Source organism: Pseudomonas hamedanensis (assembly GCF_014268595.2).
GTDB lineage: Bacteria > Pseudomonadota > Gammaproteobacteria > Pseudomonadales > Pseudomonadaceae > Aquipseudomonas > Aquipseudomonas hamedanensis.
Genome location: NZ_CP077091.1, coordinates 4,181,111 through 4,195,454, shown reverse-complemented (window position 1 = coordinate 4,195,454; position 14,344 = coordinate 4,181,111). Strand labels below are relative to the sequence as shown.

The 14,344-nt window shown below is 59.6% G+C and carries 8 protein-coding genes; 6 read left to right on the top strand and 2 right to left on the bottom strand.

Going from position 1 to position 14,344, the window contains the following annotated elements; genetic code table 11:
• Nucleotides 1–110 precede the first annotated feature (110 nt).
• The 3 genes from aspA to HU739_RS18125 all read left to right on the top strand — a co-directional run bounded on the left by aspA (nucleotide 111) and on the right by HU739_RS18125 (nucleotide 4,709).
• Nucleotides 111–1,535 (top strand): aspartate ammonia-lyase, encoded by a 1,425-nt coding sequence (aspA, locus tag HU739_RS18135; RefSeq protein WP_186546138.1) that lies wholly within the window; start codon nucleotides 111–113, stop codon nucleotides 1,533–1,535.
• Between the two features lie 550 nt (nucleotides 1,536–2,085).
• The gene (locus HU739_RS18130; protein WP_186546139.1) at nucleotides 2,086–3,534 is read left to right on the top strand and encodes an alanine/glycine:cation symporter family protein; all 1,449 of its coding nucleotides are present in this window, start codon (nucleotides 2,086–2,088) and stop codon (nucleotides 3,532–3,534) included.
• 170 nt (nucleotides 3,535–3,704) lie between these two features.
• A complete protein-coding gene (locus HU739_RS18125; RefSeq protein ID WP_186546140.1) occupies nucleotides 3,705–4,709 on the top strand; it encodes an asparaginase in 1,005 nt (334 codons plus the stop codon).
• A gap of 72 nt (nucleotides 4,710–4,781) precedes the next feature.
• On the opposite strand, the gene HU739_RS18120 is transcribed toward HU739_RS18125, so the two are convergent.
• Complete coding sequence (locus HU739_RS18120; protein ID WP_186546141.1) at nucleotides 4,782–5,213, bottom strand: hypothetical protein; 432 nt, start codon at nucleotides 5,211–5,213, stop codon at nucleotides 4,782–4,784.
• A 387-nt stretch (nucleotides 5,214–5,600) separates the two neighbouring features.
• Between HU739_RS18120 and HU739_RS18115 the strand changes: the two genes are divergently transcribed.
• From HU739_RS18115 to HU739_RS18105, 3 genes are all read left to right on the top strand, one after another.
• A complete protein-coding gene (locus tag HU739_RS18115) occupies nucleotides 5,601–6,596 on the top strand; it encodes an AraC family transcriptional regulator (protein WP_186546142.1) in 996 nt (331 codons plus the stop codon).
• Nucleotides 6,597–6,853: 257 nt separating this feature from the next.
• The gene (locus HU739_RS18110) at nucleotides 6,854–7,879 is read left to right on the top strand and encodes a histone deacetylase family protein (RefSeq protein WP_186546143.1); all 1,026 of its coding nucleotides are present in this window, start codon (nucleotides 6,854–6,856) and stop codon (nucleotides 7,877–7,879) included.
• A 261-nt stretch (nucleotides 7,880–8,140) separates the two neighbouring features.
• A complete protein-coding gene (locus HU739_RS18105) occupies nucleotides 8,141–12,745 on the top strand; it encodes a dermonecrotic toxin domain-containing protein (protein WP_186546144.1) in 4,605 nt (1,534 codons plus the stop codon).
• On the opposite strand, the gene pdxR is transcribed toward HU739_RS18105, so the two are convergent.
• On the bottom strand, nucleotides 12,702–14,255 hold the full coding sequence (gene pdxR, locus HU739_RS18100; protein WP_186546145.1) for a MocR-like pyridoxine biosynthesis transcription factor PdxR: 1,554 nt from the start codon (nucleotides 14,253–14,255) through the stop codon (nucleotides 12,702–12,704). The two genes, HU739_RS18105 and pdxR, sit on opposite strands and share 44 nt — an antisense overlap.
• Nucleotides 14,256–14,344 lie beyond the last annotated feature (89 nt).

The following is a 14,344-nucleotide window of genomic DNA, read 5'->3' as shown; positions in this document are numbered from 1 at the left end:
GCCGAATGTGCATAGGGCAGTGCTGAACAGCATTGGCCCAAAAATTCCTACAAGCCTAGCATTCGCAGCGTTCCGGCACAGACCGGGTCCTTATCGAGATGATTTCTATCATGTCCTCCGCTGCATCTTTCCGCACAGAAACCGACCTGCTTGGCGCCCTCGAAGTACCCGCTCAAGCGTATTACGGCATCCAGACCCTGCGAGCGGTGAATAACTTCCGTCTCTCCGGCGTTCCGATTTCGCACTACCCGAAACTGGTTGTCGGCCTGGCGATGGTCAAACAGGCCGCCGCTGACGCCAACCGTGAGTTGGGCCATCTGAGCGAAGCCAAGCACGCTGCCATCAGCGAAGCCTGTGCACGATTGATCCGCGGTGATTACCACGAAGAGTTCGTGGTCGACATGATTCAGGGTGGCGCCGGTACGTCCACCAACATGAACGCCAACGAAGTGATCGCCAACATTGCTCTCGAAGCCATGGGTCACCAGAAAGGCGAGTACCAGTACCTGCACCCGAACGACGACGTGAACATGGCGCAGTCGACCAACGACGCCTACCCGACCGCGATCCGTCTGGGTCTGCTGCTGGGTCACGACACCCTGCTGGCCAGCCTCGACAGCCTGATCCAGGCGTTCGCGGCCAAGGGGAAAGAGTTCGACCACGTCCTGAAAATGGGCCGTACCCAACTGCAAGACGCCGTGCCGATGACCCTCGGCCAGGAGTTCCGCGCGTTCGCCACCACCATGGGCGAAGACCTCGCGCGTCTGAAGACACTGGCTCCGGAACTGCTGACCGAAGTGAACCTGGGCGGCACCGCGATCGGCACCGGCATCAACGCCGATCCGCGTTATCAGGCGCTGGCGGTTCAGCGTCTGGCGCTGATCAGCGGTCAACCGCTGGTTCCGGCGGCCGACCTGATCGAAGCGACCTCCGACATGGGCGCCTTCGTGCTGTTCTCCGGCATGCTCAAGCGCACCGCGGTCAAGCTGTCGAAGATCTGCAACGACCTGCGCCTGCTGTCCAGCGGCCCACGTACCGGCATCAACGAAATCAACTTGCCGGCGCGTCAGCCAGGCAGTTCGATCATGCCCGGCAAGGTCAACCCGGTGATTCCGGAAGCCGTGAACCAGGTGGCCTTCCAGGTCATCGGCAACGATCTGGCGCTGACCATGGCCGCCGAAGGCGGTCAGTTGCAACTGAACGTGATGGAGCCGTTGATCGCCTTCAAGATCTTCGACTCGATCCGCCTGCTGCAGCGCGCCATGGACATGCTGCGCGAACACTGCATCGTCGGCATCACCGCCAACGAAGCGCGCTGCCGTGAACTGGTCGAACACTCGATCGGTCTGGTCACCGCACTGAACCCCTACATCGGCTACAAAAACGCCACGCGCATCGCCGGCCTCGCCCTTGAAAGCGGCCGCGGCGTGCTGGAACTGGTGCGCGAAGAAGGCCTGCTCGACGAAGCCATGCTCGCCGACATCCTGCGCCCGGAAAACATGATTGCCCCGCGCCTGGTTCCGCTCAAAGCCTGAACCGACGCACTTGTAGCACCGCTCACCAGGTCGAGGGACTAGACACCTCTCACCTTTTGAGGGCTTGGGGATTTTGTCCCCGAGCCCTTTTTTTTAACCGTTTGATCCTGAGACCCGAATGTAGAGGACTGAACAATATGGAGGTGAACCCTTGTGGCGAGGGGATTTATCCCCGTTGGGTCGCGAAGCGGCCCCGATACCAGGAATAAGGATGTATCAGAAACACCGCGTGCAACGGTTTACGACTGCTTCGCAGCCGAACGGGGATAAATCCCCTCGCCACAAGGTGTTTCAAAGCTTCGTTTCATCGCTTGCACCACAACCGTGCAGACGGGCGCGCCACTGATCGGTATAGTGCCGCCCCTCTTCGCGTGAGCGGTCGTCGGTAACGAGGCCCAAACCCATGCGAAACCCGAACTAATAACAAAACCCGCGATATGGATCCGGGACGAAACCTTCGCCTCACCCGTCGTGCCGCGCGCAGACCGGTGTAACACGATGTTTCTCCGATCCAGCATTTGCACCCACAAAAAACAGCGAGGAAAAATCCATGCTCGAAGTCATCAACGACTTCCTCTCAGGGAAAGTACTGATCGTGCTCATTGTCGGGCTCGGTAGCTACTTCACGATTCGCTCGCGTTTCGTTCAATTGCGGCATTTCTTCCACATGTTCGCGGTGTTCCGCGACAGCCTCAAAGGCAGCGCCGGACAGCTCAGCTCGTTCCAGGCCTTGATGCTCAGCCTCGCCGGCCGCGTCGGTGCCGGCAACATCGCCGGTGTCGGCATCGCCGTGACCCTCGGTGGTCCGGGTGCGGTGTTCTGGATGTGGGTGACCGCGCTGGTCGGCATGTCCAGCAGCTTCTTCGAATGCACCCTGGCTCAGGTCTACAAGCGCGCCGATGGCGACGGCCTGTACCGTGGCGGCCCGGCCTACTACATCCAGCACGGGCTCAAGCTCAAGGGCATGGCAATAGTGTTCTCCGTTCTGCTGCTGGTCACTTACGGCTTCGCCTTCATTGGCCTGCAGTCCTACACCGTGACTCACTCGCTGCAGAACGCCTTTGACTTCAACCCACAGCACACCGGCATTGTCCTGGCGGTGCTGCTGGCCATCACCTTCATCGGCGGTATCAAGCGCATCGCCTCGGTGTCCGACCTGCTGGTACCGATCAAGACGCTGGCCTATATCGGCGTGACCCTGTACGTGATCGGTACTCAGATCGAGCACGTGCCTGCCATGCTGGAAACCATCTTCAAGAGCGCCTTCGGCCTTGACCCGGCCTTTGCCGGTCTGCTCGGCAGCGCCATCGTCATGGGCGTGAAGCGTGGCGTGTTCGCCAACGAAGCGGGTCTGGGCAGTGCACCGAACGTCGCCGCCGTGGCCGCCGTGAAACACCCGGGCGCGCAGGGCGTGGTCCAGGCTTTCAGTGTGTTCCTCGACACTTTCGTGATCTGCACCTGCACCGCGCTGCTGATCCTGCTGTCGGGCTTCTATACGCCAGGCTTCGAAGGTGACGGCATTGTCCTGACCCAGAACTCGCTCGCCGCCGTGGTCGGTGACTGGGGTCGCATGTTCGTCAGCGTCGCGCTGTCGCTGTTCGTCTTCACCTGCATTCTCTACAACTACTATCTGGGCGAGAACAGCTTGCAGTTCCTCAGTCGGAACCGCGCCCTGCTGATGCTTTTCCGCGGCCTGGTGCTGGCGCTGGTGGTATGGGGTTCGATGCAGGACCTGTCGACCGTGTTCGCCTTCGCCGACATCACCATGACCTGCCTGGCCTTCGTTAACCTGGTGGCCCTGGCCATGCTGTTCAAGGTAGGCCTGCGGGTGATGCGCGACTACGACGAGCAGCGCCGCGCCGGCGTCAAACAGCCAGTGTTCGATTCCAGCAAATTCGCCGATCTCGATCTGGATCGCAACGCCTGGCCGGTCAACCCGCCGGCAGTTGAGGGCAACACTGAAACTGCGCCGCAAGGCGTACCTGCTGCGCAACGCTGACAGGTAAATGACGGGCGCATCCCCTGCGCCCGTCGGTTATTGTGGTGCAATAACTTGTAGGAGCGAGCCTGCTCGCGATAGCTGTCTTTCAGCCAACATCAATGTTGAATGATGAACCGCCATCGCGAGCAGGCTCACTCCTACAATGTCATCTCTTGTGGAGATCTCAGATGATTGCCAATTCCTATCCCGCCGCTCAACACGTCATGGTGCTCTATACCGGTGGCACCATCGGCATGCAGGCCAGCGCCAACGGTCTGGCTCCGGCGTCCGGTTTCGAAACACGGATGCGCGACTATCTGCACAGCCAGCCTGAACTCGTCGTGCCGCAGTGGCGTTTCCGCGAGATGTCGCCGCTGATCGACAGCGCCAACATGACCCCGGCCTATTGGCAGCAACTGCGCGAAGCGGTGGTCGATGCCGTTGACGTACAAGGCTGCGACAGCGTGCTGATCCTGCACGGCACCGACACGCTGGCCTACAGCGCGGCCGCGATGAGCTTCCAGTTGCTCGGCCTGCACGCCCGGGTGTGTTTCACCGGCTCGATGTTGCCGGCGGGCGTGACCGACAGCGACGCCTGGGAAAACCTCAGCGGCGCGCTGGTTGCTCTCGGTCAGGGCCTGGCACCGGGTGTGCACCTGTATTTCCACGGTGAGTTGCTGGACCCGACCCGTTGCGCGAAAGTGCGCAGCTTCGGCCGCCATCCGTTCCAACGCCTGGAGCGTCAGGGCGGCGGAGCGAAAGCCGCTTCGATCCCTGCCTCTCTGAACTACAACCAGCCCAGGCAACTGGCGAACGTCGCGGTGCTGCCGCTGTTCCCCGGCATCAGCGCCGAAATCCTCGACGGCCTGCTCGACAGCGGCATTCAAGGTCTGGTGCTGGAATGTTACGGCAGCGGTACCGGGCCGAGCGACAACCCGCAATTCCTCGCCAGCCTTGGCCGCGCACGGGATAACGGCGTGGTGGTGGTGGCAGTGACGCAATGCCAAGAAGGTGGGGTCGAGCTGGATGTCTACGAGGCTGGCAGCCGCTTGCGGGGTGTTGGCGTGTTGTCCGGTGGCGGCATGACGCGCGAGGCGGCGTTCGGCAAGTTACACGGTCTGATCGGTGCAGGGCTTAACACACAGGAAGTTCGTCAACTGGTTGAGCTCGACCTGTCTGGCGAGCTTGTCTGACCAGCGCTGGCCAATACAGTTGTCGTCATAAATAAACCTTCCTGCAAAATGGATGCAGGAAGGTTTAAACAATCAATCCAATGTAACTTCAAATTTTCCGGCGGTGAGTTTGGAGTTACCGTCTCTATCGCCCTGCACATTATCCAGCAATCCTGCGATTTTTTTACTGCCCTCTTGCCACTCCACTCGAATCCAGCCCTCGATCGCCACCCACTCTTGCACAGAATCCTGAAATAACAAATAAACAGGGTCGCCGTGCCCTACAAACTCCACTCTCTTATTCAAATAAGCTTTGCCGATTACCATGCCAATAATATTATTGCGGCCCGGATCTCCGCCGCTCATCTCGAAGTCCAAAAAAATGTCGTTTGCACGGACTTCGGCGTGAATGACCGGAAACTTTTGCTGTTGACCGTCAACCTCCACAGTGATTTGGCCTTGAAGTGCCTTCTTGCTGCCTTCGAAAAATTCCAGCGAAAATTCTTTAGATTGTGAATGGCTCATTTTAAAGCTCCTTGGCGATACATTAAGTCAAAGTTCATATTTACTGAAAAATCGCAACGTCCACTGGCAAACTAGACCCGACTTATGGAGCTGTCAAAAAAAACACTTATAAATAAAAATATTGGACAAACGGTTAACATCGGGCCAAAAACCTGTAATTTCTGACAGTAGACCAAGCGCAGCTTAAACCTTAAAATTGGCATGCCTCTTGTACCACTCGAATCACTTACAGCTTTAGCGTTAACTTTAGAAACCATGAATTTTTAAATTTATAATCTCTATCCAGCAGCTGAAAGTTTCACTTTCAATATACTCTCAACATTACAAATTATTTTGAGCGGCACATAAATTGCTGGGGTATCCCCATCCAAGTTCGGGAAACCTCTTATGCTGCACTCTCACCTCACCACCCTCAACGCCGTCTCGCTGATCCTCAACACGTTCAAGGCAGAAGGCCTGTCGAGCGAGGCGCTGTTGGCCGGCAGCGGCATCGTAGCGGCGGATCTGCAGCGTGCCGACACGCGTATCACCACCCATCAGGAAATGCAGGTCTGCACCAACGCCGTCGCGCTCAAGCGTGACATCGGCCTCGAACTGGGCCGGCGCATGCACGTGTCCTGTTACGGCATGCTCGGATATGCACTGCTGACCTGTGCCACCTTCGGTGACGCTTTGCGTTTGGCGATCCGCTATCCGGCGCTGTTGGGAACACTTTTCGAACTGAGCGTGGAAGACGCTGGCGAACAGGTCTGGTTCGTCGCCGCCGATTATCGCGAAAGCCCGGCCATGGCCGTGTTCAATGCCGAATTTTGCCTGGTCTCGCTGAAAGTCATCTGTGACGACTTGCTCGGCCATCCGCTGCCGCTACGCGCCACGCGTTTCGAACATGCCGCGCCGGACTACCGGGACAGCTATGCCGACCCCTTCGACTCGCCCTTGCACTTTTCGGCCAAAGACAACGCATTCGCTTTTGACCGTCACTGGCTGGATCAACCGTTGCCACTGGCCGACGCCATTACCCATCAAGCCATGGCTGAGCGCTGCCGCAAGCAGAATCTGGAATTCACCGGGCGCCAGGCCTGGCTGGGGCGGATTCGGCAGTTGCTCGGCGCTCAGTTGAATGCTGCGCCGGGGCTGGAAGGTTTGGCGCAGCAGATGAAATGCTCGCCGCGTACCTTGCGCCGACATCTGAAAGACATGGGCAGCAGTTATCAGGAACTGCTCGATGAGCTGCGCTTCGAGCGGGCCAAGCAGATGTTGTGTGAGGATCAACTGCCGATCTATCGGATTGCCGAGACGCTGGGTTTCAGCGAGACCGCGAGTTTTCGGCATGCGTTTGTGCGCTGGAGTGGTGTGGCGCCGAGTCAGTTTCGCCCGCATTGATATCCCTTTGTAGGAATGAGCCTGCTCGCGATAGCCATTTATCATCCAACATTTTTGTTGGCTGACAGACCGCTATCGCGAGCAGGCTCACTCCTACAAGGGTTCGTATTTCACCCCTCAGCCTGCGTCAACGAGGGGCGAATTGCGGTCACAGGTTTTGGCCATATCGATCCCCTTTTGGCCGCTCCCGACGTTCTCCGATTCGCCGTGCGCCGCAACACTGAGGTCAACTGAATCAGCCTTGCGGAGAACAACAAATGCTGACGATCTACTCAGACGATCACCACCTGCACCATGGCCGCTGCGAACTCATCGATGGCCAGCTCAAACCGTGCTTCGAGATGCCGTCGCGTGCCGACCATGTGCTGCAACGCGTACAGCAGCAGAACCTCGGTGCGGTCCAGGCGCCGAAGGATTTCGGTCTGGAGCCAATCGCGCGCATTCACAGCCGCGACTATCTGGAATTTTTCAAAGGTGCCTGGGATCGGTGGGCCAAGTTCAACACCGACGGCGATTTGCTGCCGTATACCTGGCCGGCGCGCACGCTGCGCGCAATAAAACCGACCAGCCTGCATGGCCAGCTCGGTTATTACAGCTTCGATGGCGGCGCGCCGATCACCGCCGGCACCTGGCAAGCGGCATACAGCGCGGCGCAGGTGGCGCTGACCGCGCAAGCGCACATCCAGGCCGGTGCACACAGTGCCTTCGCCCTGTGCCGTCCGCCGGGGCACCACGCCGCCAGCGATTTGATGGGCGGTTATTGCTACCTCAACAACGCCGCCATCGCCGCTCAGGCCTTCCTCGACCAGGGCCACAAAAAGGTCGCGATCCTTGACGTCGACTACCACCACGGCAACGGCACTCAGTCGATTTTCTACGAGCGCAGCGATGTGCTGTTCACTTCGATCCATGGCCATCCGGAAGCCGAGTTTCCGTTCTTCCTCGGTTATGACGATGAGCACGGCGAAGGCGCTGGCGAAGGTTTCAACTTCAACTATCCGCTGCCGGCCGGTTCCGGCTGGGATGCGTGGAGCGCGGCGCTGGATCGGGCCTGCGACAAGATCGACCGCTATGGTGCTGACGTCATCGTCGTCTCACTCGGTGTTGATACGTTCAAGAACGACCCGATCTCGCAGTTCAAACTCGACAGCCCGGATTACCTCGCCATGGGCAAACGCATCGCCGCTCTTGGCAAGCCGACGCTGTTTGTCATGGAGGGTGGCTATGCGGTGGAAGAAATCGGCATCAACGCGGTGAACGTGCTGGAAGGTTTTGAACAATGAAAAAAGCGACTGATCACCTCGGCGCTGTGCGCGGCCATGCTGAGCTCTGGCGCCCACGCCGAAGAACGCACCCTGCGCGTCTAAAACTGCGTGGACTTAAAGATGACGCGATCACTGTGACGAGGGCTGCCTCGCCACAGTGATCGCGCGTACGGGCTTTTTTGGCCGGCGATATTTATCTACCGCACGACCTTTCCACGGCCGCTTTAGCCTGCTCCGATTCCGCGCCTTCCGGCGCTCCAATCAGAGCAGGTAGTGCCCATGTCCGAAATGCCCACACCCAGTGCCGTTGATGTCGTAACCCAACTGGTCACTGGACCGTCGTTGCGCGAGGTCGCCTCGAAGACCCTGCGCCCGGCACTCGAGACGCTGTATCCGCAACTTGATCTCGATCCGCAACTGACCCTGGTGGTGACACCTGCCTGGGTTGTCGTCGGCGAGCGGGTCATCCCCGGAGACAATCAAATCGAGTCCCTGACCGGCGTTCTGGTACGGCTCGCCCTGTCTGGCTCCAGCGTGACCTACATCGATGGCGAACATTTCCTGGCCCGGGAGGCCGAGCTGCTCTCGCCCATTCATCTGCCGGTGAAAATCGCCGCCATCGGTTGCCTGCTCAACGAACTGGCGCCGTTACTGTTCATTGCCTATCAAGAGCAGCAGGTTGACTACTGGGACGATTTCACCTACCCGGGTCAGCCGCGCTGGCAGCAAATGTCAGATGCCTTGCGCAATGTGTGGAATGTCGATGCAAGCCTTGGCTGGGATGCCGGCCAGCGCGCCATGGCCCAGGCTGTTTTCAACCACCCGGACAAGCTTCAGCGAGTCGCGGACCGATACCAGACGCGCGCCTGCCTGATCGACATCGACCAGGACGAGGGTACTGACCGCCGTCACAGGATGATGCTCGATACGGCGGTCCTTATCGGGACGGTTGAAAAACGTACATTGATCGTGACCCACTCGGTGGTCAACGGCTTCCAGCGCTTCGATTCGGTGGAGGACATCGCCAAGGCGTTGCCGCGCCGCTTTCGGCAAGGCACCCCCGGCGCCAGCTTCAAATGGCGCCTGGTCGAGCCCCAAGGCCATTTTTTCGACCATCAGGCCTGCACCTTGATTGCCCTTGAGGCCGACGCCCTCGGCGCGATCAATTTTTTCGAGGGTTCGACCCTCTCCAACCTGTTCCCTCATTCCGGCGCAACCGGCAATCCTGATCGCCCGACACCACGTCTGGAGCCGCACATCGAGCGCCTGCGCCCGTTGCTGCCCGACTGGCTGAGCAACGCTCCGGCGGCCGACCAGACCCGTTACAGCCGCCATCTGCTGGATCTGACAACCGTCCAGCATGAACACAACGGCAAGACCTTTCAGAGCGAACTGGCCAGCCTGCAAACGTTTACCCGCGATGCCCTGACACAACAAATACGCAAGGACCATCCCACCGCCAGTGAGGTAAACCTTGATGACATCGAAATCAGTATTACCAGCCTGCAGGTCTGGGGCACGTTCGTCTGGCCAGGCAATACCCAGACCCAAACCCTGTCGCTGATGGATCTGGCCCTGCAAAACCTCGCGGGACAGCCGTTGGGCAACAAGACCGTCCGCTACAAAGACGCCAGCGCCGTCCCGGACTGGATGACCGTGGCCTATGTCGAATCGCTGGTGAATACGGTCAATATTGGTGAAACCTACCCGGCATACTTGAAAAAGCGCTTGGTCGATGACTCCCGGCAGGCCACTTCGCTGCAAGCGCTGTACACCAGCCAGTTGGCTATCGAACTGCCGCTGCTGGCGTTGCAACACAAGATTCGGGCCCGCGCCGGCATCGATGAGCTGGGTTACCGGTATGTCGTCGCAGCATTGGCCAATACCCACGGCGCGCGCCACGTCGATGGCCATGAGATCGTCATCCGTGAACTGGCATTCGTCGCCCATCGCAGCACGTCGCGGGCCGATAAGGTCGCCAACATGTATGTCATCGGCCCGCGGGAAACGGACAAAGGTCCCTGCGTGCTCTATCAGCCGTTGTTCGAGCAGACGCTGCTGCAGTACCCCAGCCACGCCAACCTGCTGTATGCCATTGAGCATTCACGGCAACTGCGCGAATCGGTACTCGCCTGGCTGCCGGATGACGTGCGATTCAACTACAGCCAGTTCGTGTTCACGGCCAGCCTGCCTTCGGTCTGGACAATCCCGCAATTGCTCGTCAACCCAAGTACGGCCCTCGACATGTCGGGGCCGGTAGCACTGGGCACCCCAGCGATCGAAAGCGATGTGCTGACGACACTGCACAAGGCCAATGTCCAGGCCATCATCGCCCAGGCTGACCGCCAGTCAGTGTCCAATGCCGAAGCGCGCTGGGCCTCGCTCAAACGTGGCGGCTGGGCAATGTTCAACGCAGCCCTGCCGTTTCTCGGGCGCAGTGTCGGCACGGCCGCCTGGATCTGGCAGATCCTGGATGACCTTCAGGAAGTCAGCGACGAGGCCAATCAGCAACCCGGCAAGGTCGCCTGGAGCGCCATCGCCGACATTCTGCTGGCGTTGGGCATGGCGCTGGCCCACCGCGCAGCCGTGGGCAACAGGCCGTTACCCGAGTCGAAACCGGCAACGATAACGGAAGAGATGACGCCACTCCCGACAGCACCGCTAAAACTCATCGAGCCGCTACGCTTGCCCGATATCACCGGCACGGAGCTGTCGGCCAATCATGAAGCATCGCTCAACGGTGTCGCGGCATTGAAACGTTCGCCCGTGGCGCTCAACGAATTACTCGACCGCTTCAAGATTGACAAACCCAAGGCACTCGGCACAGCCGCCAGCACAGGCGCGCATCGTTTTCTCCATGCGCATCAAGAGCGCTGGTACGCGCCGGTTGGCGAGCGTTGGTTCGAGGTGATGCTCAATGAGCACGGGGATGTGCAGATCATCGACTCACGCCAGCCTCCCCCTCGTGTCGGACCATTGCTCAGCCGGGCCGGCGGTGCGCAGTGGGTGATCGATCTGCGCTTGCGTCTGCGCGGTGGCGGGCTGTCCGCACGCCGGCGCAAGGCAAGAGAAAAACGCAGCACGCATATCGAGGCACTGAAAACCGACATCACAGCATTCGACCAAACGATGCAAACCAAGGAAACACGTCTGCAGGAAGACCGTCAGGCCTTGCAAACAGCCCTCCCGGCAACACGTGCGCAGGCACGCGAACGCTACCTGGCTACCCTCGTCTCGCAAAGTCAGGCGTACGAGGCGATCATCGAAAAGATCAAGGCATTGCAGCTGGAAGAATCCATTCCCAATTATCGTACGGTCATGATCGAGCGGCTGGAGATGCAGCTGTTCCTGGGGCAAGAGTGGCTGAGTCAAAATATCCCGGAGTATCAGCAACAGCTGCAATCGGTGATGGCAATGATGGCCAGTGGAACCAGCGCCGACGACCAGGCGTACATTCAGGCCCAGGAAGTCACGACCGACCAGACCCAAAAGATCATTGAAAAAATCGAATTCGCCCAGACACGCTTCGAAGAACTGGAACGACTGGGGAAGGAAGCCGTCGAGGTCCGTCTTACCTACAGCGAGGCACTGCCGGGCTACGAGTTGCACGATCTCAAGCTGCTGCAAATCAGCCTTGCGGAAAATATTTGCCTCAAGACCGGCACTACCGCAGCCCATGCCGATGCGAGAAAGGTCCTCGCCGAGCTCATCGAAGATGCTGCGCTGAACATTCAGAGTTCGCTGAGCCTCATCGAGGACGAAAGCCTGAGCGATCTGCGTGAACGGATTGATGCGCTGAGCAACGTTTGCGAACAATTCAGCGCGGTCGATCAACGCTTCGCCGACTTCGCCGAAGAATATCCAGAGCAGATCAACACCGAGCGGTTGGCACACGTGCGCAAACGGGTGGTCGAGTTCAAGGCACGCAGCGACGTACGACTCGCCGACCTGCTGCGCAACAAGCACGTACTGGAGCCGTTACCGGGTCCCTCCAGGCCAGCACCAGCGGCAGGGAACCGAAAGATCATCAAAACCCGCTTCAAGGGGACATTGGTTGGCGAACGGAAAAAAAGCCTCAACGGCGAGGACACCGATCTGGTCGAGGTGCGCACCCAACTGACCGGCGTCATCGCCACCTTTCATGAAAAATCACCTGGGGAATGGGTCGAACATGTCACCTCGACTCCGACGCCTGCCAAGACCGTACCCAGTGTCGAAGAAAGCGTCGCGTCAGCGACGGCACTGGTGGACGGCTTAGCGCAGTTTTATCGACAGAACGAGGCTCACATCAAGCGAGGCGCGCGGATCCCGGTGGAGATCGAAGAAATCTACCATCAACACGCGGCGCGTTTACGCCGCGCTGGCGATGCCATCGATGCGGCACTGACCGCGGCGAACCAAAGTGCAGACTCGACAGGATCAGCCGAGAGGCTTGGGCATTCGCTCAGTGAAGCGGCAACCGCGCTTTATGAAAAAGGTACTGCGGCGCGCATCCAGCTGATCAAGCAGCAGCCGCCGACGGCCGCTCGGGTGCAGTGGTTGAAAAGTCGCAACGACGTGCGCATCGCCAAGACCGTTACCCGACGCCGGCTCAAGGGTTCGCGACGGGACTATATGGACGAATACGAAGTCCGCGATAAAGACGGCGGGGTGCTGTGGTACGCCCATTTCCATTATGCCAACGCCGACGACGCGGTCAGTGCGTTCACCGCTGGGCACATGAAAACCGCCGCCCAACGGCGTTTGGGCCGAGCGTTCTGTCAACAAGGCAAAAGCAACGAAGAGCTCATCGAAATTTACCGCAGCAAAATTGACAGCACCCTGGCGCAAGCGTTGTTCTTCAGCCCTGCCACGCCTGGCGCAAGCGCGCCAGTGCAGCGCTGATGGCCGCTTCGGGCACGGCAGCGAACCCCAACACCAGTCCGGCGCGCTGCAACAGGGGCGTCGCCGAGTCGGCTAGCCAATAACTGCTCAAACCGTTGATTTCCACGTCCGCGCGAGCGGCCAGTTCGATCAACTGCTGCTCGCGCTCGATGCTGTCCACCGCCACGGTCAGGTGCAATCCGGCCGAGACCGCGGGCAGACTGCCCACACCGGCAATCGCCGCCGGCCAACCGGCAAGCAGCGCATTGCGCCGACTCAGCGCCGCACGGCGCATGCGCCGGATATGCCGTTGGAAATGCCCGGCAGCCATGAACTCGGCCATGACTGCTTGCGTACTGACTTCCGAATGCCGGACGTCGACCGCCCGGCGTTGCGCAAACGCATCCACCAGCCCCGGCGGCAAGACCAGATAGCCGAGGCGCAGCGCCGGGAACGCCACCTTGCCGAAAGTGCCGACATACAGCACGCGCCCCTGCCGGTCGAGCGCGGCCAAGGGCGCCAGTGGCGCACCGGTGTAACGGTATTCGCCGTCATAGTCGTCTTCGACGATCCAGCCATCGGTGCGCTCGGCCCAGGCGAGCAGCTCCAGGCGTCGGGCCAGGCTCATGACCACGCCGGTCGGGTATTGATGGGAGGGCGTCACGTAGGCCACACGACAGTCGCTGAGGCGGGCCATTTCGTTGCAATCGATGCCTTCGCTGTCGACACGGATCCCATGCAAGCGCGCACCCGCCACGGCAAAGGCATGACCTGCCGCACGGTAGCCAGGATTCTCGATTGCCACGCCGCTTCCCCGCTCGACCAGCAACTGTGCACAAAGGCTGATGCCCTGCTGCGCACCACTGGTGATCACTATTTGCTCAGCGGCACATTGCATGCCACGCGAGCTGCGCAAATAGGCCGCGATCATCGTGCGCAGTCGCGCATCACCCGCCGGATCGCCGTAACAGAGTTGCTGCAGATCCGGTTTGCGCCAGAAAGCCGCATTCAGCTTGGCCCAGACCTCGAACGGAAACAGATCAAACGCCGGAACGCCAACCCGAAAAGCCCGCGGCGGACCGCTCGGCGGGCGAGGCAAATGGTGTTTTTCGATGCGGAAAAAACCACCACTGTGGATAACTTTACTGGATGAAATTACAGGTAAATCCAACGATTCTGTGGATAAGGTTGTGGGTAAGCCTGTTGACAAAGCTGTGGATGGTTTTGTGGATAATTTTTTCGTCGGAATCAACGCAGGGGTCAATCGGGCGACATAGGTGCCATCGCCGACACGCCCTTCGATAAACCCCTCGGCATATAACTGATCGTAGGCGCGTACGACACTGTTGCGCGAAATACCCAGGGCCGCCGCCAGATCACGACTGGCCGGTAACCGTGTGCCACTGGCCAGACGCCCATCAAGCACACGCAGGCGCAACGCCTGATAGAGCTGGCGGCTCAAACCTTGGCGGCGATCGAGGGCTATGCCGGCCGGATTGAAGGGCATCGACAACGGTGGCGAAGCAGGCATGGCAATGGACCTATGAAATTGGCCATCAATGGCTCTTACAACAGACCAATAGCCTGCCTAGGATGCAGGCATTCGCCAAGGAAAATCTG